Here is a 21678-nt window from a genome sequence, read left to right on the forward strand (position 1 = left end):
GTCAGCCTCCTACCTTGCGACCGGCCGAGAGCCCCCCGTCCACGGGAAGGTTCACGCCGGTCACGTTGCTTGCGAGATCGGAACAGAGGAACAGCGCCGCCGAAGCGGTGTCGCGCGGATCGATGGCGCGGCCGAGCGGGTGGACGCGGCCCATGCCTTCGAGGATGCGGTCGCGGTGCTCGCTGTCGGGGTCCATTCCGGCATAGTGGGTGAGCATGCCCGCCGGGCAGACCGCGTTCACGCGAATGCCCTTGTCCGCCACTTCGATGGCAAGCGCGCGGGTAAGCTGCACCACCGCGCCCTTGGTGGCCCCATAGAACACGCCGCCATAGCCGATCAGCCCGGCGACCGAAGCGGTGGAGACGATGGCCCCGCCGCCTTGTCCGTCCTTGGCCTGCCTTTCGAACTGCCGGATCGCCGACTGGCACCCGTGCACCACGCCCATCACGTTGACCTCGGAGACGCGGCGCATATCCTCGCCCTCGCACTCGATCAGGCTGCGCAGGCCCTTGCCGGGGACCGGGCTGATGGTGATTCCGGCATTGTTATAGAGGCAATCGAGCCGCCCGAAGGCCTCGACCGCCGCCGCGACGGCATGATCGACCGAGGCAGGATCGGCCACGTCGCATTCCACGGCAATGGCCTCGCCATTCTGCGCGCGGACCATCGCTGCCGTTTCCGACGCGTTGTCAGCATTCACGTCCGCCGCGATCACTTTGGCGCCGTGTTCGGCAAAGAGCAGGCAGGCGGCGCGGCCGACGCCTGATCCGGCCCCGGTAATCAGTGCGACTTTGCCTTCGAGCAGTCCCTGCATGCTGGTCCTCCCTTACCCGCCGATGTTCAGCGTGGTCATGATCTGGAATTCGCGCAGTCCTTCGACGCCGCGCTCGCGGCCGAGGCCGCTCATCTTGATGCCGCCGCTGCTGGCATGGCTGGACATCAGCGCGCCATTGACGTTGACCGTCCCGCTGCGGATTTTCCGGCCCACTTCCAGCGCCTTGACCTTGTCCTTGCCGTGGATCCAACCGGACAGGCCGAAGCGGCTGTCATTGGCCATTTCCACGGCGTGATCGAGGTCGCGGTAGCCGATCACCGAAACCACCGGCCCGAAGATTTCCTCCTGCGCGGCGGGATTGGTGTTGTCCGGCAAGTCGAGCACGGTCGGCTCGAAGAAATAGCCCTTTTCCAGCCCCTCCGGCCGCTTGCCGCCGCAGACCACGCGGCCGCCCCCGGCGACGGCAGCGGCAACGAAATGCTCGCACCGTGCGCGCTGACCGGCACTGATGACGGGGCCAAGCTGGCTCGCCGGATCGCGCGCCGGGCCGATCTTCACGCCGGACAGCAATTTCGCCATCGCCTCCAGCACTTCGGCCTTGCTCTCCTGCGGCACGAAGACGCGGGTGCCCAGTACGCAGCCCTGCCCGGCGTGCGAGGTGCAGACGCTCATCGCCGCCATGGCCGCGCGGTCCACCGAATCCGGCAGGTAAATCTGCGCCGACTTGCCGCCCAGTTCGAGCACCAGCCGCTTGAGCGTGGTCGCCGCCTGCTTCGCGACTTCGACGCCCACGGTGGAGGAACCGGTAAAGCTCACCATGTCCACACGGGGATCGCTGGTCAGGGCCTGCGCGCCGTCCACGCCCTGCTCGATGACAAGGTTGAACACGCCCTTCGGCAGGCCCGCTTCCTCGGCCGCCTCGGCAAAGACCAAAGAAGACAGCGGCGTCAGCGGATTGGGCCGCAGGATCACCGTATTGCCCGCCATCAGCGCGGGCACGACTTTCCAGAGCGCGGTATAGAACGGCACATTGTAGGCCGATATCGCCGTCACCACCCCGATCGGCGACCAGCGCGTCACGCTCTGCACCGCGAAATGGGCGTTCACCCGCTCGTGCAGGGGCAGCGGATTGTCCTCGACCTCGGGCAGGCGGAGGAACAGGTCGACGATCTCGCGCGCCATGCGCAGCGGCGAGGCGACTTGCGCGCCCATGACCGTGGAGGAAACCGGACAGCCCGCTTCGCGCACGGCCAGTTCCTTCAACCGGTCGGCGCGGGCGGCCATGGAGTCGGCAAAGCGCATCATCGCCGCGCCGCGTTCCTGCATGGTGAGGCCCGACCATGCGCCCGAATCGAAAGCCCGCCGCGCGGCGGCAATCGCGCTCTCCACCTGATCCGGCGAAAGCCCGATAACCTGCGCGACATGGCTCTCGTCGGACGGATCGAGCACGTCGAACGCCCCGCCGTTCCCGGCAACGAATGCGCCATCGATGAAGCCTGCGTGAGTCAGCGGCTCTCTCCCAGATAATTCGTATTTGCGAATTTGTTTTCGCAAACGAGACTATCGAAGCGGAGAAGGCGCGTCAATCGCGAGGGCGCTGGCTGGAACCGGATCGTCCGCTTGCGGTTGCCTCGCTATCCGGGGCTGCCTATCTCCCGCATCAGCCCGCGGCCTCAGGAATGTGGCGCGCACGAAACGAGCGAGGAACCGCAAGACCATGGCTTTCACCGATTTCCTCCGTCAGCAGTGCTACATCGACGGCCAGTGGTGCGATGCCGATAGCGGTGCCACGTTCGAAGTCACCGATCCCGGCAGCGGCGCCGTGCTCGGCACTGTGCCGAAGATGGGCGCAAGCGAGACCAACCGCGCCATCGACGCGGCCGAAAAGGCGCTCCCCGCCTGGCGCGCCAAGACCGCCGGTGAGCGTGCCAAACTGATGCGCAAGCTGTTCGAACTGATGATCCAGCATCAGGACGACCTTGGCGAACTGCTCACCCGCGAACAGGGCAAGCCACTGGCCGAAGGGCGCGGCGAGATCGCCTATGGCGCCAGCTTCATCGAGTGGTTCGGCGAAGAGGCCAAGCGCGCCTATGGCGATACCATCCCCGGCCATGCCGCCGACCGCCGCATCGTCGTCATCAAGCAGGGTGTCGGCGTCGTTGCTGCGATCACGCCCTGGAACTTCCCCAATGCGATGATCACCCGCAAGCTGGGCCCGGCACTGGCGGCGGGATGCACGATCGTTATCAAGCCCGCTTCGGCCACGCCCTATTCCGCGCTCGCCATCGCGCATCTGTGCGAACTGGCGGGCATTCCGGCGGGCGTCGTCAATGTCGTGACCGGCAGCGCCGGGCAGATCGGCTCGGCGCTGACGGCCAGCCCCAAGGTTGCCAAGCTGACCTTCACCGGCTCCACCGAGATCGGCCGCGACTTGCTGCGCGAATGTGCGGAGACGATCAAGAAGACCTCGATGGAACTGGGCGGCAATGCGCCGTTCCTCGTGTTCGACGATGCCGATGTCGATGCCGCGATCGACGGCGCGATGATCTCCAAGTTCCGCAACGGCGGCCAGACGTGCGTCTGCACCAACCGCTTCTACGTGCAGGACGGCGTCTATGACGAGTTCGTGGAGAAGCTGGCCAAGCGCGTTTCGGCCATGAAGGTCGGCTACGGCATGGATGCGGGTACCGAAGTCGGCCCGCTGATCGACGTCAAGGCGGTCGAGAAGGTGGAAGAACACCTTGAGGACGCCATTGCGGGCGGCGCCAAGGTACTCGCAGGCGGCCAGCGCAACGAACGCGGCGGTTCGTTCTTCAACCCCACCGTGGTTGCGGGCGTGAAGCCGGACATGAAGCTGGCGAAGGAAGAGACTTTCGGCCCGCTCGCCGGCGTGATCCGCTTCACCGACGAGGCCGACGCCATCCGCATGGCCAACGATACCGAGTTCGGCCTTGCCAGCTACTTCTACGCCCGCGACATCAGCCGCGTCTGGCGCGTGGCCGAGGCGCTGGAGGCGGGTATGGTGGGCATCAACACCGGGCTGATCTCGACCGAAGTGGCGCCGTTCGGCGGCGTCAAGCAGTCGGGCCTCGGCCGCGAGGGATCGCACTATGGCCTCGATGACTACATGGAGGTGAAGTACCTCTGCATGGGGATCAAGCCGGCGGCGTAAGGCACCCACTCTTACACCAAAAACTCCCGTCATCCCCGCGCAGGCGGGGATCCCGCTTGTTCTTTTCGGCACGCAGAGACACAGAGAGACGGTGAATCACCGCGCAATCTCTCTGCGCCTCCGCGTGAACTAAAAAGCGGGCCCCCGCCTTCGCGGGGACGACGAATGGCAGTTGGCAGATGCACGATATGCCCCACAACGCCGCCACTGCGAAGTTTTGAACGCCCGTTCAAACTTGCTCTTCCCGACAAGCCTCTTTTCCGTCTAGCCCTAGAGGCCTGCAAGGCGTGCGAGGCGCCAAGACCCAGAAGAGAACGGGAGAACATGATGTCCTACAAGGTTGCCATCGTCACCGGCGCCGCCGCCGGAATCGGCGCCGCCTGCGCAAGGCGGCTGGCGAAGGAAGGGGTGGCCGTAGGCGTGCTCGACCTCGATGCCGAGCGCTGCGCCGATACCGTCAAGGCCATTCGCGAAGCTGGCGGCACTGCCATCGCCGTGGGCGCAGACGTGTCCAACCGCGCCTCGGCCAAGGCCGCGATCGAGCAAGTGCGCGAAGCGCTGGGCCCGATCTCGATTCTCGTCAACAACGCGGGCGTCACCGACTTTACCCCGTTCGAGGAACTGACCGAGGACCGCTGGGACTTCATCTACGCCGTCAACGTGCGCGGCCTGTTCATCATGACGCAGGAATGCCTGCCCGACATGAAGAACGCGGGCTGGGGCCGCATCGTCAACATCTCGTCCTCCAGCGCGCAGACCGGCGCGGTGAACATGATCCCCTATTCGTCCTCGAAGGGCGCGGTGGTGACCATGACCCGCTCGATGGCGCAGGAATTCGGGCCCTACGGCATCACCGTGAACAACATTCCGCCGGGTTCGGTGATGGGCACGATCATGTCCGAAGCCAACCGCGAGCGCTTCCAGATCCCGACCGAAGTGCTGCTACAGACCATCCCGGTCCGCCGCATGGGCGAGCCCGACGATATCGCCAACGCCTGCGCCTGGCTCTGCGACGAGCGCAGCCAGTACGTCACCGGCCAGACCATCGGCGTCAACGGCGGCCGCGTCGTCACCTGAATTCTGCATCGAAGGGTGGCAGTGCATGGCGCTGCCACCCTTCCATAATTTCGGAAGCTTCGCCTTCCCGAAGTCCGAAAGCGGACCCACCCGCACCCCCAATTGACCCCCACGGCGCTCCCCGCGCTCCCCGCTTGCGCCTCCGCCCGCCATCTGAAAGGCCGCTGGAAGGACAGGAAAACCGGGGATCCGAGTGACCAAGACGGTCGTCACGCTGGAAGACAAATACACGCAAGGCGAAGGGCAAGTCATGCTCTCCGCCCTGCAAGGCGTCGTGCGCCTGCTGCTGGACCAGTCGCGGCGGGATCGCTCGGCCGGGCTGAACACGGCGGGCTATGTCACCGGCTATCGCGGCTCCCCCATCACCACGCTGGATGCGCAGTTGTGGGCGAGCGAAAAGCTGCTCACCCGGCACGCCATCCGTTTCGAGCCCGGCCTCAACGAAGAACTCGCCGCCACGTCCGTGCGCGGCACCCAGCAGCTCGACTGGTACGGCAAGCCGAACGTCGATGGCGTCTTCGCGCTCTGGTACGCGAAGGGCGTGGGCGTCGAGCGTGCGGGAGAGGCGATCAAGGCGGCGAATTTCGAAGGCACCCACCCGAAAGGCGGCGCGCTGCTGCTCTGCGGGGATGACCACGCGGCCAAGTCCTCGCTGACCGCCCACCAGTCCGAACACGTGCTGATGACGGCGATGGTCCCGGTGCTCTACCCGGCCACGACCGACGAGATCCTGTCCTACGGCCAGTTCGCCTGGGCCCTGTCGCGCGCCAGCGGGCTCTATGTGGCGGTGAAGGCCGTGACCGACACGCTGGACCTGACCACGACCGTCACCCTGCCGGGCCACACCTTCCCGATAGCCCTGCCGGAAATACCCGCAGGCGCTTCGCCGAACTTGCGCATCGCCATGTCGGCGCTCGAACAGGAGGCGGCGGTGATCGAGCGGCGCCTGCCGATCGTGCCGCTGTTCACCGGCCTCAACCCCATCGACCGGGTGAGCCACGAAGCGCCGAACCGGCGGCTGACCGTGGTGAGCGCGGGCAAGGCATGGCTCGATCTCTGTCAGGCGCTGGCCGATCTCGGACTGGATGAGGCGGCATGCCGGGCGCTGGGCCTGCGCGTGGTCAAGCTCGGCCTCGTCTGGCCGCTCGATGCCGGATTCCTGCACCGGGCCTGCGGCGGCAGCGCCGAACTCATGGTGGTCGAGGAAAAGCGCCCGGTTATCGAGGACCAGATCGCGCGCCTGTTCTATGGCCGCGCCAATGCCCCGGCGCTTTCGGGCAAGACCGCGCCGGACGGGGCAAAGCTGCTGTCCGAAGTGGGCGTGCTGGATGCCGCGACGGTGCGCCGCGCGCTGGTTTCGCGCATGGCGGCGCTGGGCATGCTGCGTGATGATCTTGCGGCGCGCGATGCCATGCTGCGCGAGCGGGAGGACTCCGCGAAGGCGCTGGATCGCACTGCCATCCGGCCCGCCTATTTCTGCTCCGGCTGTCCGCACAATACCTCGACCGTGGTGCCGGAAGGCTCGGCCGCGATGGGCGCCACCGGGTGCCACGGCCTTGCCCACTACATGCCCGAACGCAACACGATGCAGACGGTGAGCATGGGGCAGGAAGGGATGCCCTGGATCGGCGCGCAGCATTTCGTCGATACGCCGCACATGTTCCAGAACCTGGGCGACGGGACTTATACGCATTCCGGCCTGCTGACGATCCGCGCGGCGGTGGCGGCCAAGAGCCGGGTGACGTTCAAGATCCTCTACAACGATGCCGTCGCCATGACCGGCGGTCAGCCTGCGGAAGGTGCGCTCACGCCCGAGCAGATCGTGCGCGAACTGGTGGTGGAAGGCGTGCACCCGGTCGTACTGGTGAGCGAAGACCCCGCGCGCTTTGCCGCGTCCGACCTGCCGAGTGGAACCCGCGTGCTGCACCGGGACGAACTGGACGCGGTGCAGCGCGAGCTGCGCGAAGTGACCGGCACGAGCGCCATCGTCTACGAACAGACCTGCGCCAACGAGAAGCGCCGCCGCCGCAAGAAAGGCGCTTACCCCGATCCCGACAAGCGGCTCTGGATCAATCCGGCGGTCTGCGAGGGCTGCGGCGATTGCTCGGTGCAGTCTAACTGCCTGTCGATCGTGCCGATCGAAACCGAATTCGGCCGCAAGCGCATGATCGACCAGTCCAGCTGCAACAAGGATATGTCCTGCATCAAGGGCTTTTGCCCCAGCTTCGTGGAAGTCTCCGGCGCGGCGCTGCGCAAGCGCGGCATGGATGACGCGGAACTCGCCCGCATGGTGGCGGCGCTCCCCGAACCGGCGGTGGCCGACCTGTCGCGAGGGGCCTCTGCGATGCTGGTGGCGGGGATCGGCGGGACCGGCGTGCTCACGGTGGGCGCGGTGCTGGCGATGGCGGCGCAGATGGAGGGCAAGGCCGCCAAAGTGCTCGACCAGACCGGCATGGCGCAGAAAGGCGGCGCGGTGGCGAGCCATATCCGCATCGGCGCGGACGCCGGCGCGATCCCTTCGGCGCGGTTGGGCGCGGGCATGGCGGACCTTGTGATCGCCTGCGATCTGGTGGTGGCATCCTCGCCCGAAGTACTGGCGCTGGCGCGGCAGGATACGCAGGTTCTGGCGAACGAGGACGTGGTGCCCACTGGCGAATTCCAGCGCAACCCGGGCCTCGATCTGACCGCCAGCCGCTTCCTTCGCGCGATCGGCAAGCGCGTCGATCCGGCGGGGATTGCCTCGCTGCGCGCGGGATCGCTGGCGACGCGGCTGCTCGGCGATTCGATTTTCACTAACCTGATGATGCTGGGCTTCGCGGTGCAGAAGGGACTGCTGCCGGTCGCGCTGTCCTCGTTGGAAGAGGCGGTGCGATTGAACGGGGTGGCGGTGCGCGCGAACCTGGCTGCGCTGTCGCTCGGGCGGCTGGCGGCGGCGGGCGGGGAAGACCTTTTCGCGTTGGCCGATGCTGCACCTTCCGCACCCGAGGCGCCGCGCGATTTTGCAGCCATTGTCGAGAGTTACGAGCACCTGCTGACGGAGTGGCAGAACCCTGCCTATGCTGCGGACTACCGCGCGTTTCTCGACGAGATTGCGGGCGTGTTGAAGGCACGCGGGGTGGCCGGCGGGGAGCCTTTGCTGCGCGAAATCGCGCGGCAGCTCGGCCGTCTCCTGGCGTACAAGGACGAGTACGAAGTCGCTCGCCTCTACAGCGCACCGGCCTTCCGGGCGGGGCTGTCCGACACGTTCGAGGGCACGCCGCGCCTCAAGATCCACCTTGCTCCGCCGTTGCTGGCGTTCCGCAAGGACCGCAAGACCGGTCGCCCGCGCAAGATCGCGTTCGGAAGCTGGATTTTCCCGGCATTCTCGCTGATCGCAAGGGCCAAGGGGCTGCGCGGGACATGGTTCGACCCGTTCGGCTACACCGCCGAACGCCGCATGGAACGCGCGCTGATCGGTGAATATCGGGATCTCGCGCGGCGGATCGCGGCGAAGATTGAGCCCGATACGATGGACCTTGCCGTCGAAATCGCCGCCGCTCCCGCGCTGATTGCCGGGTACGGCGCGGTGAAGGAGGTCGGAGTCGCCGCCTATAGGGAGCGAGTGGCCGAACTTTCACTCCGGCTCGAACCCAGCGCGATCACGGCCGAACTCGAACCGGCGTGACCGCCGGGGCGGTATCTGCCGCCCCGAAATTGCCGCCCGAACGCGATTGCCGCACGACCGGGCCCGTCGCTGTTGGAGGGAAGTCGGCCCATGAAGAACATCCGCATCAATGTCTCGTTTGACATGCGCTCGCCTGACTGGGCGGCACCGACGCATGAACTCTACCGCGCAGCAATCGAGATGGCCGCCTTCGTCGACCGGATCGGCGCGGACCAGATCGGGCTGATGCAGCATCACGGCTCCGACGACGGTTACTTGCCGCAGCCCTTCACGCTGGCGGGCGGCATGGCGGCGGTGACGAGCCGCATCCGCTTCATGCTCGGCGCGGTGGTCTTGCCGCTGCACGATCCGCTCGAACTGGCCGAGCAGATCGCAGTGGTGGACCAGATGTCCAACGGGCGGCTCAATGTCATCTTCGGTGCCGGCTATGTACCGTTCGAGTTCGCCATGTTCCGCAAGTCCCTGAAGGACCGCGCACGGCTGATGGACGAAGGGCTGGAGATCATCCTGCGCGCCCTGAAAGGCGAGAAATTCGAGTTTGACGGCCGCCCGATCTATGTCCGCCCGCTCACCGTGCAGGCGCCGGAGGATATCATCATGGTCGGCGGCGGCGTGCCCGCTTCGGCCAAGCGCGCGGCGAAATTCGGTGTCGGTTTCGGGCCGATGAAGCCCGAACTTATCGATCTGTACCTCGCCGAATGCGAACGGCTCGGCCACGCGCCGCGCACTTATTTCCGTCCTACGCCGGGGATGCCGCTGGCGGTCCATCTTTGCGAGGATCCGGACGCCGGCTGGGAAGCGATTGCGCCGCACGCGGTCCACGTCATCACCGAATATGCCAAGTGGGCCGAACAGGAGGGCGATGGTTCGAACTCGCCATTCAAGGGGCTGACCGATCCGGCCGTGCTGCGTCAGGCGGGCATGTTCGCCGCATGGACGCCGGACCAGCTGGTCGAGAAAGTGCGCAGCATGGGCGGCGTCGGCCATGTCGGCTTCCAGCCCTTGTTGGGCGGACTTTCGCCGGAAGAAGGGTGGAAGAGCCTCAAGCTGCTGGAAGCGACCATGCCGCGATTGAAGGCGGAGATTTAAGCAGAAAAGAAGGGATTCTGGGGGATGATCCCCCAGACCCGCAGAGCGTCTTCGTTGCGCCCGGCCTATCCGTAGCGCGCTCCTTGCGGCGCAGCCAATACGTCTCCCGACGCAGCCGTGGGCGCACAACGCAGTTGGCCCCCGTGACCTAGACGGTGTTGGGGGTGCAGGGGGGCTATGCTCCCCTGCTTATTTCTTTTCTTCCCGATAGATCCCCCGCAAAATCTCTAGAAGAGCGCTCCGCCTTGCGCTTCCGGCGTGCAGCAATCCCACTTCGCGCGTGAGTTCGAAATCCCGCACCGGCACGAACCGTACCGAACCGTCGGCGAACCCCTCCGGCATCATCCCCACCCCAGCGCCGCTCCGGATCACCGAGAGAACGCGCTCGTCGCTGGTGGTCTTGAGCACGAAGCGCGGACGGACGCCGCGCTGGGTGAAGAAGCGGTTTATCTCGGGCAGCGCCTCGCAGTGGCGGCGCAGGGCCATGCGGTCCTGCGCGAGCTGTTCGGCGAGGACTTCGCTCTCCCCGGCCAGCGGGTGATCGGGCGGCAAGACCATCATGTAACGTTCGCGGGCGAGCACTTCGGGTTGGTAGCGGGCGTGGTGGGGGCGAACGACGGTCAATGCCACGTCGATCCGCCCACGCTCCAGCCGTTCGACCAGATCGCGCTCGCTGCCGTCTAGCAGTTCGAGCGCTTCGCTGCCGTCGTATTGGGCCAAGGCGCGGCCTATCGTGCGGGTGGGGATGGTGTTGAGCACGCCCACGCGCAGCAGGCTCGGTTCGGCGGGCTCGGCCAGTTCGACCAGCGCGTGTTCGTATTCGGCGGCGATGCGGCGGGCGCGGACGAGGAAGCGGCTGCCCGCCGGGGTCAGGGCAACGCGCTGGCGATCCCTGTCGAACAGGCGCGCGCCCAGTTCGCGTTCCAGCTTGGCGATACCGGCCGAAAGTGTGGGCTGGGTAACGCTGACCGCCCGCGCTGCGCGGCTGAAATTGCCGGTTTCCGCCACGGCGAGGAAATAGCGCAGCAGATATTGGTCAATCATAGACAGTATCTATAACGAAGGGCGAAAAATTTCAATTTCCGCTCGCTTGCCGGCCGGTCTAGATAGGCGGGGTAAATCAATCCAGCATGGGAAGAGAGCCCGATGGCAAGCGCAGCGCAACCGGAGATCGTGGCATGAGCGCGCCGGTGCTCCATACCAGCCTGAATCTCGAGAGCCCCGAAGCGCAGGCGCGCGACCGGCACAATCGGGCACTCGTGGCGGAGCTGCGCGAGAAAGTCGCGGCAGCCGCGCTCGGCGGGAACGAGAAGTCGCGCGAACGCCATGTCGCACGCGGCAAGCTGCTGCCGCGCGAGCGCGTGGAGCGGTTGCTCGATCCCGGCTCGCCGCTGCTGGAGCTGGGGCAACTCGCCGCCGAGGGGCTTTACGAGGACGATATTCCCGGCGCGGGCCTGATTACCGCCATCGGCACCGTCTCCGGCCGCCAGTGCATGATCGTCTGTAACGATGCCACCGTGAAAGGTGGTACCTATTACCCGATCACCGTGAAGAAGCACGTTCGCGCGCAGGAGATCGCGCAGGAAAACAACCTGCCGTGCATCTACCTTGTCGACAGCGGCGGCGCCAACCTGCCGCATCAGGCCGAGGTTTTTCCGGACCGCGATCACTTCGGCCGCATCTTCTTCAACCAGGCGCAGATGTCCTCGAAAGGCATCCCGCAGATCGCCTGCGTCATGGGAAGCTGCACGGCGGGTGGTGCCTATGTTCCGGCGATGAGTGACGAATCGATTATCGTGAAGGAGCAGGGCACGATCTTCCTCGCCGGGCCGCCGCTGGTGCAGGCAGCGACGGGTGAAGTGATCTCCGCCGAGGACCTTGGCGGCGGCGATCTCCACAGCCGCAAGTCGGGTGTGACCGACCATCTTGCCGATAATGACGAGCATGCGCTGACCATCGTGCGCGATATCGTCAGCCATCTCGGCCCGCTGCATCATCACGACCAGCCGCTGCGCGCACCGCGTCCGCCGAAGTACGCTGCAGAGGAACTCTACGCCGTCGTGCCCGAGGACGTGCGCGCGCCTTACGATGTGCACGAGGTGATCGCCCGTATCGTCGACGGCAGCGAGTTCCACGAGTTCAAGGCGCTCTACGGCACCACGCTCGTCTGCGGTTTCGCGCATATCCACGGCATGCCAGTGGCGATCCTTGCCAACAACGGCGTGCTGTTCTCGGAGTCCGCGCAGAAGGGCGCGCACTTCATCGAGCTGGCCTGCCAGCGCAAGATTCCGCTGCTGTTCCTCCAGAACATCTCGGGCTTCATGGTCGGCGGCAAGTACGAGGCCGAGGGCATCGCCAAGCACGGCGCCAAGCTCGTCACCGCCGTTGCCACCGCCACGGTGCCGAAGATCACGGTGCTGATCGGTGGGTCCTTCGGTGCGGGCAATTACGGCATGTGCGGGCGCGCCTATGACCCGCGCTTCCTGTTCACTTGGCCCAATGCGCGCATCTCGGTGATGGGCGGCGAGCAGGCGGCCTCGGTGCTCGCCACTGTCCACCGCGACGCTGCGAAGTGGTCGTCCGAGGAGGCCGAGGCCTTCAAGGCTCCGATCCGCCAGAAGTACGAGGACGAGGGCAATCCTTACTATGCCACCGCCCGCCTGTGGGACGATGGCGTGATCGACCCCGCGCAGACCCGCGATGTGCTGGGGCTGGCGCTTGCTGCGTGCCTTGAGGCGCCGATCCCCGATCGTCCGCAGTTCGGCGTGTTCAGGATGTGATGGCGATGGCCGATATGGATACTCTCTTCGTACTCGATACCGACTATGCCGATCCCGCATTCGGCGGCGAGCGCCGCTTCTACTGCAAGGATTGCGTGACGGTGGAGGGCCTGCTGGCGCTGTTCCCCGAGCGCGCAGGCCAGATCGAGGTCGTGCGCGTCGGCTGGCCGCGCCCGCGTGCGGCCGTGGTCGCCGCGCTGGGCGAGGAAAACCAGAACCTTCCCGCGCTCGCCTTTGCCGAGGGCGGCTTCGCCAATGATATCGAAGGCGTCCTTGCGGCGCTGCATACCCGTCACGGTTTCCCGGAGCGTCACCCATGATCCAGTCGCTGCTGATCGCCAATCGCGGCGAGATCGCCTGCCGCGTTATCCGCACCGCGCGGGAACTCGGCATTCGCACCGTCGCGGTCTATTCCGACGCCGATGCCGATGCGCTGCATGTTCGCGAGGCGGATGAGGCCGTGCACATCGGCCCGTCTGCGGCGCGCGAAAGCTACCTCGTGGGCGAAAAGATCATTGCCGCCGCGAAGCAGACCGGCGCCGAGGCGATTCATCCGGGCTATGGCTTCCTGTCCGAGAATGCCGAATTTGCGCAGGCGGTGATGGATGCCGGGCTGGTCTGGGTCGGCCCGAAGCCGTCCTCGATCACGGCGATGGGCCTGAAGGACGCGGCCAAGAAGCTGATGGCAGAGGCCGGGGTACCGGTGACGCCGGGCTACATGGGCGAGAACCAGGAGCCTGCCTTGCTCGCCGCCGAGGCCGCCAAGATCGGCTATCCGGTGCTCATCAAGGCCGTCGCGGGCGGCGGCGGCAAGGGCATGCGGCTGGTCGAGGCGCCCGAGGCTTTCGTCGACGCGCTGGCCTCATGCAAGCGCGAGGCGGCGTCCTCGTTCGGCAACGACCACGTGCTGATCGAGAAGTACATCGCTTCGCCCCGGCACATCGAAGTGCAGGTCTTCGGCGACAGCCACGGCAATGTCGTCCACTTGTTCGAGCGTGATTGCTCGCTCCAGCGCCGCCACCAGAAGGTGATCGAGGAAGCCCCCGCGCCCGGCATGGACGCGGCCACTCGCGAGGCGCTCTGTGCAGCGGCGGTGCGGGCGGCCAAGGCCGTGGACTATCAGGGCGCCGGCACGATCGAGTTCATCGCGGACGGTTCGGGCAAGCTCTCCGCAGACCGCATCTGGTTCATGGAAATGAACACGCGCCTTCAGGTCGAGCATCCGGTGACCGAGGAGATCACCGGGGTCGATCTGGTCGAATGGCAGCTGCGCGTGGCGAGCGGGGAACCGCTGCCGCTGTCGCAGGAAGACCTCACCATCGACGGCTGGGCGATGGAAGCCCGCCTCTATGCCGAGGACCCGGCCAAGGGCTTCCTGCCCAGCATCGGCAAGCTCGAACTGCTGGAATTCGGTGAGGCTGAGGGTGGCCGCATCGACACCGGCGTTTACGAAGGTGCCGAAGTCTCGCCCTTTTACGACCCGATGATTGCCAAGGTCATCGCCTGGGGTGAGGACCGCGACGAAGCGCGCGAGCGGCTGGGCGAGATGCTGGAGGACAGCGCCGTCTGGCCGGTGCGGACCAATGCCTCGTTCCTCGTCAAGGCCTTGCAGCATCCCGACTTCGCAGCGGGCAAGGTCGATACCGGCCTGATCGGCCGCGATGGCGAGAGCATGGCGGAAGCGCCCGTGCCTTCGGACGAAGTGCTTCAGGCTGCTGCGAACTCGTTGGTATCGGCCGTGCCGATGGCGGGCTTCCGCCTCAATGCGGCGCCTGCGCGTGCGGCATGGTTCTCGCTCGACGGCGAGAAGGTCGAGATCGAACTTACCGGTGAAGGCAGCGAGGAGCCGGATGACGGCGTGCTCGTCACCGAACAGGGGCAGGCCTGGCTGCTCACTCCCTGGCGGCGGGACGGCGTCCATGGCGCGGCGGACGGTTCGGGGGCGATCCTTGCGCCGATGCCGGGCAAGGTCATCGCGGTGGACGTCACGCAGGGGCAGTCCGTCACCAAGGGGCAGAAGCTGCTGACGCTGGAAGCGATGAAGATGGAGCACACGCTGGCCGCGCCCTTCGATGGCGTGGTGGCGGAACTCAACGTCGTCGGGGGGGCACAGATTCAGGTGGAAGCCCTGCTGGCGCGCGTCGAACCGCACGAAGATTGAGGCGAGGATCGCGGCCTGCACGAATTGTCATTTTAAGTTCGGCGGGATGGGCTTAGCCCTTTCCTGTCCGTCCTTGTCCGACGGATTCGATACGAGGAGAATTCCCTTGAAGCTTTCGTATCTTCTTGCCCTTGGCGCAGTCGCCGTCACTCCGCTTGTCGCGCTTGCCCCGGCGGAGGCCGCGCCGCCGTCGCACTGGACCACGCTCGGCACCCGGACGGTCAATCCCGGGACCACCCACAGCACGTTCACCGTCGGCAGCCGCAACGCTTTCCGGCAGGTCCAGCTCTGCACGCGCGCCGCGCCGATCCGTATGACGAGCTACACGGTGCGCCTTGATAACGGCCGGCAGCAGAACATCCGCGTGAACGCCACCATCCGGGCGAATTCCTGTACGCGGGTGACCACACTGACCGGCGGTCCGCGCCGGATAGACCGCGTGACCGCGTCCTTCCAGCGGGTCCCGCAAGGCACTCGCCCGCAGATCCGCATAATGGCGCGTTGATACAGGCTGTCCGGCCGGACGCGGTGATCCGCGCCCGGACGGACATTTTACAAAGGGAGACAGGATTTTGCCGGGCCGCTTTTTCGACGAATGGACCGTGGGTGACAGGATAACCCATCAGCCGGGCCGCACCGTTACCGAGACCGACAACCTGATGTTCTCGGCGATGACGCATAACATGCAGCCGCTCCATCTGGACGCGGAATTCGCCAAGCAGAGCGAGTTCGGCCAGATCCTCGTCAATTCGACTTTCACTTTCAGCCTCGCCGTCGGTCTTTCGATCGCGGACACGACTGTGGGCACGCTCGTCGCGAACCTCGGCTTCGACAAGGTGGTGACGCCCAAGCCGACCTTCATCGGCGACACGCTGACCTGTCATTCCGAAGTGGTCGAAATGCGCGAGAGCAAGTCGCGCCCCACGCAGGGCATCGTCGTGTTCAAGCACGAACTGACCAACCAACGCGGTGAGACTGCGCTCTCAATGCTGCGCACCGTCCTCCTCAAGAAGCGGGACGCGTAACTCCAATTCGGTTGCCACAGGCGGGGCGGTCCAGAGGAAGAACCGCCTCCGGACCGCGGAATGTGGTAAGCTTCGCGCTTGATCCTCGCCTTGGTCAACCGGTCGGGATGGTCACGAGCGGGGCATTGTTGTTCGCGGTACTGGAATCGTTGAGCGAGAGCAGGATCTGCGTGATCAGGAACATGCGCTTGGATTCGCTGTCCGTGCCGTCGATCCAGAACCAGCTGCCGCGATAGCGGATCGCGACATGCGGATCGGCAGGGCGATCGGGGCCGCAATGGATGCGGACAAGTGGGGGCTCCCCGGCCGCATCGGCTCCGGCAACACCAGTTTGCCCGTCCGTAACCCTGCCGTCTCTATCCTTGACCGGCAGTTCGACGCCTTGCGCCATTTCGGTCAATATCTCGAACATTGACCGTGAACCGATCGCAAGCTGGCCGGGTGCCGGCTGGGCAGCTCCGAAGCGGATCGCCAGTTCCTTGGCATCGCCCGGCAAATTGAGTGCACGCTTGATGAATTCGAGGTCCGCGCGATCAACGTCCGAAGGTGATCGTGACAGGACCGCCCTTGCCGTGAAATGCGATTTTTCGTCGCGCTCGATATGAAGGGCAATTCCGCCACTCCGCTGCAAGCGGCCGATGGCTTTGACGATCAGCGGAAATTGAGGGTCAGCGCCGCCGGCAAACAAAGGATCGTGACTGCCCGAGCGAACGCCGTTGATCGATCGGGCCGAAAGCCGGAGCAGATATTCGGCGGACCACCCCGCCTCCATCATCGCCAGCAAAGAGGCCGGAGGAATGGGCGAGAGCATGCTGCGCGAAAAGCGCTCGCCCGACAGCGGCGCATAAGTGATCGTTGGCGTTTCCCGCAGCAGAACATTGGCTCCCGCAGTTCCGTCTGCATCGTCGGGTGCGGGATGAATGCCGAAATCGGCATGGACGGAGCCTTCGCGCGTATATTGGCTGATGACGGAATTGACCTCAAGAAACGCGGGGGCATCGCCGTAACGGATCGCCACGATGTTGAGCAGCAATTGTTCCTTGTTGTTCTGCAGCAGCCGCATGGAATAGTCGGACCGATCGATCCCCATGCGCTGCGCGCCGATGGACGTACAGCCCGTCGCCGACAGGATGAGCAGCGGCAGGACGAAAGAGAACTTCAACCGTCTCGCGCCGTCTTCCATCGCGCATCATCTCCGGCGTTTGCCTTCCTGCTGATAGAGGGGATTCGGGCCAAGACCCATTGGGAGTTCCCTGTCGTGGATCTAGGGAAAAACCTTAATGCCGAGGGGGTTTGCCCTCAGGGCCACCCTATTCCGGAGCCTGTTCCGGCAGCGCGTCGGTCGGAGCGCCGGAACGGCAGAAAACCGTCACCCCGATCCAAGTACATATTTTTGGGGGTGGTGGAGACCGCGCGGCTTACATAGGCCTCGGGAGGTATGAACATGCCGGTGCAACACGCTTCCTGGGGCCTTACCGAGAAGGAGAAGCAGACGCTTCGCCTGATCGTGCGTGGGCACGATGCCAAGTCGATTGCCCGCAGCCTCGACCTTTCGGTCCATACCATCAACGAGCGGCTGCGCGATGCGCGGCGCAAGATGGCCGTGTCCAGCAGCCGGGAAGCGGCGCGCCTGCTGCTGGAAGTGGAAGGTGAAGACGCTTGTTCTCCGAACCCCGAATTGTTTGTGGACGCGGGAATCGGGGGAGACGCGGCGGCGCTCCGGGCGGATCAGGCAGAGGCGCCGACCGGCGGCGCCGGGTGGTTTCATCGCCATCCCCGGATCAGCATCGGAGTTCTGTTCATGACCTTTGCCCTTGGCCTTCTGGCGCTCGCCAGCCTCACGCAAGTCGCCACACCGCCATCGCCAACACCGACCAACGCGGTCAATCAGGAGGTCGTCGATGCGGCACGCCAGTGGTTGACGCTGGTGGATCAGGGGCGCTGGGAGGATAGCTACAAGGGGACCGGCTCCGCATTCCAGAAGCTGAACACCCTGCAAGTATGGGCGGAGACCTCCGAAAGGGTGCGCATACCACTGGGGGCGGCGATTTCGCGCACGCTGCTTAGTCAGGAAGACCTGCCCGCGCCGCCTTACGGGTACGAAGTCGTGAAGTTCCGCACCAGCTACGCCAAGAAGGCGGATGCGGTGGAGACGGTTTCGCTGGCGCGCGAAAATGGCGTGTGGCGCGTGGCAGGCGTGACCATCGAGTAGGCGGAGCGAGCGTCCGAAGGATGGCCGTCGGGGTTTCCTCCTCGGATCGACCCTAGCCGGCCAGATGCTCGCTGAGCGAGCGGGCCGCGCCGACCAGCGCCTGCTTCACCCGGTCCATCTCGCCGCGCAGCGTTGCGCCGATGCCGATGGCCACCAGTGCGTGGGAAGGCGCGCCGCTGCCGCGACCGCCTTTCCACACCGGCGCGGCGATTACGGTGACGCCGGCGATGTAGTGGCCGTCGTCCACAGCGATGCCGGTCAGCCGCGCCTCGGTGACTTGCGCGCACCATTCCGGCCATGACGGAGCGTCGTCCCAGCGCAGCGTTTCGAAGCGGGGGTGCAGGGTTTCGAGGTCCTCCACACCGAAAGCGGCAATGCAGCGGCCGGTGGCGGAGACGAGTGCGGGGAAGCGGCTGCCGACCTGTGTGGAGAGTTGGAATGCCTCGCCCGATTGCGCCATCGCCGTGACGATGATGTGATCGAGCCCGAAGACCTGCACGCCCAATGTGGTCAGCCCGAAGTCGCGCGAGATGCGGTCGAGTGGACCTTGCGCAAGGTCGTTGAACTGGTCGCGCTTCAACCATCCCCGGGCGAGGGTGAGCACGCCGGCGTCGAGCGCGTAGCGCTTGGTGTCGGGATCGAAAGCCACGAATTCCTCGGCCACTAACGCCCTTAAAACATAGAGGCAGGTGCTGGGCACGAGGCCCAGTTCGCGGGCGATGGCCTGCACCCCCATCGGCGATCCGCGTTTGCCCAGCAGGCGCAGCACCGCTGCCGCCCGGGCAATGGCGGGGGCCTTGCTGGCGCGCACAGCGTCTTCGAGAGGGTCTGATCTGCTCATCGTTCAATATACAGAATAACATTCAATATTTACAAAACAAGCCTGCTTCATCACATTTGTTGAACACAAGAACAAACGGCCGAGATGTGAGTCGCAGAAGCGATGCGTCCGGCGCGGAGTGGGATGAGCGATGGCGAAGTTGACCGACCTTTCGAGCTATGCCGATGCGCAGGCGCACGCCTCGTCGGCCGCGCTGTGGGAGCTGTTCGACGGCGACCGCGATGTGCTCAACATCGCGCATGAATGCATCACGCGTCACGCCGATGGCTCGGGCCGCGCGGCGGTACGCATCGCCCATGCCGATGGCCGCGATGAAATTCTGAGCTTCGACCTGATCTCCGCCGGGGCCGCGCAGTTTGCGCACTGGCTCGACGCCGAGGGTGTGCAGCCGGGGGAGCGCATTGCCTTCATGCTGGAACCCTCGCTGCCGTTCTACGTCTGCCTGTTTGGCGCGATGCAGACCGGCGCCATCTCGGTGCCGCTGTTCACGCTGTTCGGGCCGGACGCGCTGAAGCTGCGCATCGACGACTGCAAGCCTGCGATCCTCATCACCAATGCCGAGAAGGCAGACCTCGCACGCGGGGCGGTGACGGCGGAAAACGGGCTGCGCGTGATCGTCGCGGACGATGGTCTGCTGGACGAGATCGCGAAGTATCCGGCCACCTATGAGCCGAAGACCAAGGCGGGCGACCTCGCTGTGTTCCAGTACACCAGCGGTACCACGCGCGAGCTGCCGGAGGCGGTGAAGCATACGCACAAGGCGCTCGTCACGCTGATGTTCGCGGCGCTCTATGGCACCGGCATCCGGCCGGGCGACGAGTTCTTCTGCCCGTCCTCGCCCGCATGGGGCCATGGCCTGTGGCACGGCACGCTGGCGCCGCTCGGTCTCGGCGTCACCACCGGCACTTTCGCCGGGCGCTTCGATCCGGTGCGGCTGATGAAGGCGCTCGACGATTACGGCATCACCAACATGTCGGCGGCGGCGACGCACTATCGGATGATGAAGAACAGCGGCGCGGCGGGGGATTTCAAGTTCCACTTCCGCAAGCTGTCCTACACCGGGGAGCCGATCGATCCGGCGACGCTGGAATTCATCGACGGCGCCTTCAAGGTTCCGGTCTGCTCGATGTACGGGACGACCGAGATTGGCGTGGTGCTGGTGAACTACCCCGGTGCGCAGGACTTCACGGTGAAGCCCGGTTCGCTCGGCAAGGCGGTTCCGGGGCAGAAGCTGGAAGTGCAGCGGCCCGACGGCACGCCCACCGCCCCCGGCGAGATCGGTGAACTGATGCTCTGGCGCGGCGGCGCTTGGATGACCACCAAGGACCGCGCGAAGATCGACGAGGACGGCTATTTCTACCACTGCGGCCGCGCCGATGACGTGATCATCTCGGCGGGCTGGACGATGTCCGCGGTCGAGATTGAGAACACCATGCTGCGGCATGAGAACGTGCTCGAATGCGGCGTGATCGGCGTGCCGGACGAGAAGCGCGGGCAAGTGGTGAAGGCTTTCGTCGTCGCCAATCGCGCCGGCGACGATGCCTTCGTCAAGGAGCTTCAGGACTTCACCCGCGAGAAGCTCGCCCAGCACGAATTCCCGCGCATCGTCGAGTTCGTCGACGAACTGCCCAAGAACCCGGCCGGCAAGGTCCACCGCAAGATGCTGCGCGATCGCGAGGCGGCGAAAGCTGCTGAAGCGGTCGGCTAAAACTTATCTCAGGAATTCAGGAGAGTACCGAAATGGCAACCACAGCAGAATCCAAGTTCCCCAAGATCACCGAGGCCGGCCTCGACGATTTGCGCGCCCGCATCGGCGTGAAGATCGAGAACACCGTCGAGCCGTGGAACTACGAAGCCACCCGCGACGCGATCCGCCACTATGCCCACGGCATCGGCGACGACAATCCGCTGTGGTGCGATCCGGAATACGCGAAGAACACGAAGTACGGCTCGATCGTCGCGCTGCCTTCGTTCCTGTTCACCACCAGCCGCATCGTCTCGGGCTACTGCGGTGGTCTTTCGGGCGTGCACGCCATGTGGGCGGGTGCGGACTGGACCTGGCAGAAGCCGGTGCTGCGCAACGACACCATCACCACCGTCGCTTACCTCAAGGATCTGGTCGAGCATCAGACCAAGTTCGCCGGTCGTTCGTTCCAGCAGATCTACCACGTCGACTTCTTCAACCAGCACGGTGAGCAGGTTGCCGGCGCGGATTCGTGGGTGTTCCGCACCGACCGTGACGAAGCGCGCGAGCGCGGCACCAAGTACACCGAAGCGCGTGGCCGCGTTGAGCCCTTCACCCAGGAACAGCTCGACGAATTCTACGATATCTACGACCAGGAAGAGATCCGCGGCGCCACCCCGCGTTACTTCGAGGACGTGAACGTCGGCGACAAGCTGCCGCCGATGATGAAGGGCCCGATGACTGTCACCGGCTTCATCTGCTACGCGCAGGGCTGGGGCGGCCTCTACATCCGCGCCAACAAGCTGGCCTACAAGATGCAGAAGGCCCACCCGGGTCTGGGCATCCGCAACCGCTTCAACGTGCCGGACTGCCCCGAGCGCGTGCACTGGGACGAAGCCTTCGCTCTCGAAGTGGGCGCCCCGGGCGCTTACGACTACGGTCCGGAGCGTTGCTCGTGGCTGACGCACCACATGACCAACTGGATCGGTGACGACGGCTTCCTCACCAAGTCGGACTGCCAGATCCGCCGCCACAACCCGGACGGTGATGCCATCATCATCACCGGCGAAGTGACGCGCAAGTTCGAGGAAGGCGGCAAGAAGTTCGTCGAAGTGTCGCAGAAGGCGACCACCCATCGCGGCGAACTCTCGGCCTTCGGCACGGCCGTTGCGGAACTGCCCAGCAAGGGCTGATCGCG

The 21678-nt window shown here is 65.5% G+C and carries 17 protein-coding genes; 12 read left to right on the forward strand and 5 right to left on the reverse strand.

Features of this window, described 5'->3' with window-relative positions:
- Nucleotide 1: 1 nt before the first annotated feature.
- Nucleotides 2–814: an SDR family oxidoreductase gene (locus tag EDF56_RS13290; RefSeq protein ID WP_132388126.1), complete on the reverse strand. Its 813-nt coding sequence runs from the start codon at nucleotides 812–814 to the stop codon at nucleotides 2–4.
- Nucleotides 815–826: 12 nt separating this feature from the next.
- Nucleotides 827–2329 (reverse strand): aldehyde dehydrogenase family protein, encoded by a 1503-nt coding sequence (locus EDF56_RS13295; protein ID WP_279389714.1) that lies wholly within the window; start codon nucleotides 2327–2329, stop codon nucleotides 827–829.
- A 163-nt stretch (nucleotides 2330–2492) separates the two neighbouring features.
- Here EDF56_RS13295 and EDF56_RS13300 point away from each other — a divergent pair, with 163 nt between their 5' ends.
- The 4 genes from EDF56_RS13300 to EDF56_RS13315 all read left to right on the forward strand — a co-directional run bounded on the left by EDF56_RS13300 (nucleotide 2493) and on the right by EDF56_RS13315 (nucleotide 9777).
- Nucleotides 2493–3947, forward strand: coding sequence for an NAD-dependent succinate-semialdehyde dehydrogenase (locus EDF56_RS13300; RefSeq protein WP_132388128.1), 1455 nt, complete (start codon nucleotides 2493–2495; stop codon nucleotides 3945–3947).
- Nucleotides 3948–4274: 327 nt separating this feature from the next.
- Nucleotides 4275–5024: an SDR family NAD(P)-dependent oxidoreductase gene (locus tag EDF56_RS13305; RefSeq protein WP_132388130.1), complete on the forward strand. Its 750-nt coding sequence runs from the start codon at nucleotides 4275–4277 to the stop codon at nucleotides 5022–5024.
- A 193-nt stretch (nucleotides 5025–5217) separates the two neighbouring features.
- On the forward strand, nucleotides 5218–8688 hold the full coding sequence (locus EDF56_RS13310; protein WP_132388132.1) for an indolepyruvate ferredoxin oxidoreductase family protein: 3471 nt from the start codon (nucleotides 5218–5220) through the stop codon (nucleotides 8686–8688).
- Nucleotides 8689–8778: 90 nt separating this feature from the next.
- The gene (locus EDF56_RS13315) at nucleotides 8779–9777 is read left to right on the forward strand and encodes an LLM class flavin-dependent oxidoreductase (protein WP_132388134.1); all 999 of its coding nucleotides are present in this window, start codon (nucleotides 8779–8781) and stop codon (nucleotides 9775–9777) included.
- A gap of 189 nt (nucleotides 9778–9966) precedes the next feature.
- On the opposite strand, the gene EDF56_RS13320 is transcribed toward EDF56_RS13315, so the two are convergent.
- Entirely contained in the window at nucleotides 9967–10821 is an 855-nt protein-coding gene (locus tag EDF56_RS13320; protein WP_132388136.1) for a LysR family transcriptional regulator, read from the reverse strand.
- A gap of 134 nt (nucleotides 10822–10955) precedes the next feature.
- On the opposite strand from EDF56_RS13320, the gene EDF56_RS13325 reads away from it, so the two are divergent.
- From EDF56_RS13325 to EDF56_RS13345, 5 genes are all read left to right on the forward strand, one after another.
- Nucleotides 10956–12557 carry a carboxyl transferase domain-containing protein gene (locus EDF56_RS13325; protein WP_132388138.1) on the forward strand — a complete coding sequence of 534 codons (1602 nt, stop codon included), beginning with the start codon at nucleotides 10956–10958 and terminating at the stop codon, nucleotides 12555–12557.
- Between the two features lie 5 nt (nucleotides 12558–12562).
- Complete coding sequence (locus EDF56_RS13330) at nucleotides 12563–12877, forward strand: DUF3088 family protein (protein ID WP_132388140.1); 315 nt, start codon at nucleotides 12563–12565, stop codon at nucleotides 12875–12877.
- The gene (locus EDF56_RS13335) at nucleotides 12874–14718 is read left to right on the forward strand and encodes an acetyl/propionyl/methylcrotonyl-CoA carboxylase subunit alpha (RefSeq protein ID WP_132388142.1); all 1845 of its coding nucleotides are present in this window, start codon (nucleotides 12874–12876) and stop codon (nucleotides 14716–14718) included. Before EDF56_RS13330 ends, EDF56_RS13335 begins: the two co-directional genes overlap by 4 nt.
- A 106-nt stretch (nucleotides 14719–14824) precedes the next feature.
- A complete protein-coding gene (locus EDF56_RS13340) occupies nucleotides 14825–15223 on the forward strand; it encodes a hypothetical protein (protein ID WP_132388144.1) in 399 nt (132 codons plus the stop codon).
- Nucleotides 15224–15290: 67 nt separating this feature from the next.
- Nucleotides 15291–15743, forward strand: a complete 453-nt coding sequence (locus EDF56_RS13345) for a MaoC family dehydratase (protein WP_132388146.1) — start codon at nucleotides 15291–15293, stop codon at nucleotides 15741–15743.
- Between the two features lie 94 nt (nucleotides 15744–15837).
- Here the strand turns inward: EDF56_RS13345 and EDF56_RS13350 are convergent, their stop codons facing one another.
- Nucleotides 15838–16905, reverse strand: coding sequence for a hypothetical protein (locus EDF56_RS13350; RefSeq protein WP_132388148.1), 1068 nt, complete (start codon nucleotides 16903–16905; stop codon nucleotides 15838–15840).
- Nucleotides 16906–17181: 276 nt separating this feature from the next.
- On the opposite strand from EDF56_RS13350, the gene EDF56_RS13355 reads away from it, so the two are divergent.
- Nucleotides 17182–17955, forward strand: a complete 774-nt coding sequence (locus tag EDF56_RS13355) for a DUF4019 domain-containing protein (protein WP_132388150.1) — start codon at nucleotides 17182–17184, stop codon at nucleotides 17953–17955.
- 52 nt (nucleotides 17956–18007) lie between these two features.
- Here EDF56_RS13355 and EDF56_RS13360 read toward each other — a convergent pair whose 3' ends face one another.
- Nucleotides 18008–18796, reverse strand: a complete 789-nt coding sequence (locus EDF56_RS13360; protein WP_132388152.1) for a helix-turn-helix domain-containing protein — start codon at nucleotides 18794–18796, stop codon at nucleotides 18008–18010.
- A gap of 130 nt (nucleotides 18797–18926) precedes the next feature.
- On the opposite strand from EDF56_RS13360, the gene EDF56_RS13365 reads away from it, so the two are divergent.
- The gene (locus EDF56_RS13365) at nucleotides 18927–20504 is read left to right on the forward strand and encodes an AMP-binding protein (RefSeq protein ID WP_132388154.1); all 1578 of its coding nucleotides are present in this window, start codon (nucleotides 18927–18929) and stop codon (nucleotides 20502–20504) included.
- A 32-nt stretch (nucleotides 20505–20536) separates the two neighbouring features.
- Complete coding sequence (locus tag EDF56_RS13370) at nucleotides 20537–21673, forward strand: MaoC family dehydratase N-terminal domain-containing protein (protein WP_132388156.1); 1137 nt, start codon at nucleotides 20537–20539, stop codon at nucleotides 21671–21673.
- Nucleotides 21674–21678 lie beyond the last annotated feature (5 nt).

This window comes from Novosphingobium sp. PhB165, assembly GCF_004341845.1.
Taxonomy (GTDB): domain Bacteria; phylum Pseudomonadota; class Alphaproteobacteria; order Sphingomonadales; family Sphingomonadaceae; genus Novosphingobium.

Coding starts and splice junctions, on each gene's coding strand:
- EDF56_RS13365 (WP_132388154.1), top strand. CDS start 18,927: ATGGCGAAGTTGACCGACCTTTCGAGCTATGCCGATGCGCAGGCGCAC.
- EDF56_RS13315 (WP_132388134.1), top strand. CDS start 8,779: ATGAAGAACATCCGCATCAATGTCTCGTTTGACATGCGCTCGCCTGAC.
- EDF56_RS13305 (WP_132388130.1), top strand. CDS start 4,275: ATGTCCTACAAGGTTGCCATCGTCACCGGCGCCGCCGCCGGAATCGGC.
- EDF56_RS13330 (WP_132388140.1), top strand. CDS start 12,563: ATGGCCGATATGGATACTCTCTTCGTACTCGATACCGACTATGCCGAT.
- EDF56_RS13290 (WP_132388126.1), bottom strand. CDS start 814: ATGCAGGGACTGCTCGAAGGCAAAGTCGCACTGATTACCGGGGCCGGA.
- EDF56_RS13300 (WP_132388128.1), top strand. CDS start 2,493: ATGGCTTTCACCGATTTCCTCCGTCAGCAGTGCTACATCGACGGCCAG.
- EDF56_RS13335 (WP_132388142.1), top strand. CDS start 12,874: ATGATCCAGTCGCTGCTGATCGCCAATCGCGGCGAGATCGCCTGCCGC.
- EDF56_RS13370 (WP_132388156.1), top strand. CDS start 20,537: ATGGCAACCACAGCAGAATCCAAGTTCCCCAAGATCACCGAGGCCGGC.
- EDF56_RS13355 (WP_132388150.1), top strand. CDS start 17,182: ATGAACATGCCGGTGCAACACGCTTCCTGGGGCCTTACCGAGAAGGAG.
- EDF56_RS13325 (WP_132388138.1), top strand. CDS start 10,956: ATGAGCGCGCCGGTGCTCCATACCAGCCTGAATCTCGAGAGCCCCGAA.
- EDF56_RS13360 (WP_132388152.1), bottom strand. CDS start 18,796: ATGAGCAGATCAGACCCTCTCGAAGACGCTGTGCGCGCCAGCAAGGCC.
- EDF56_RS13320 (WP_132388136.1), bottom strand. CDS start 10,821: ATGATTGACCAATATCTGCTGCGCTATTTCCTCGCCGTGGCGGAAACC.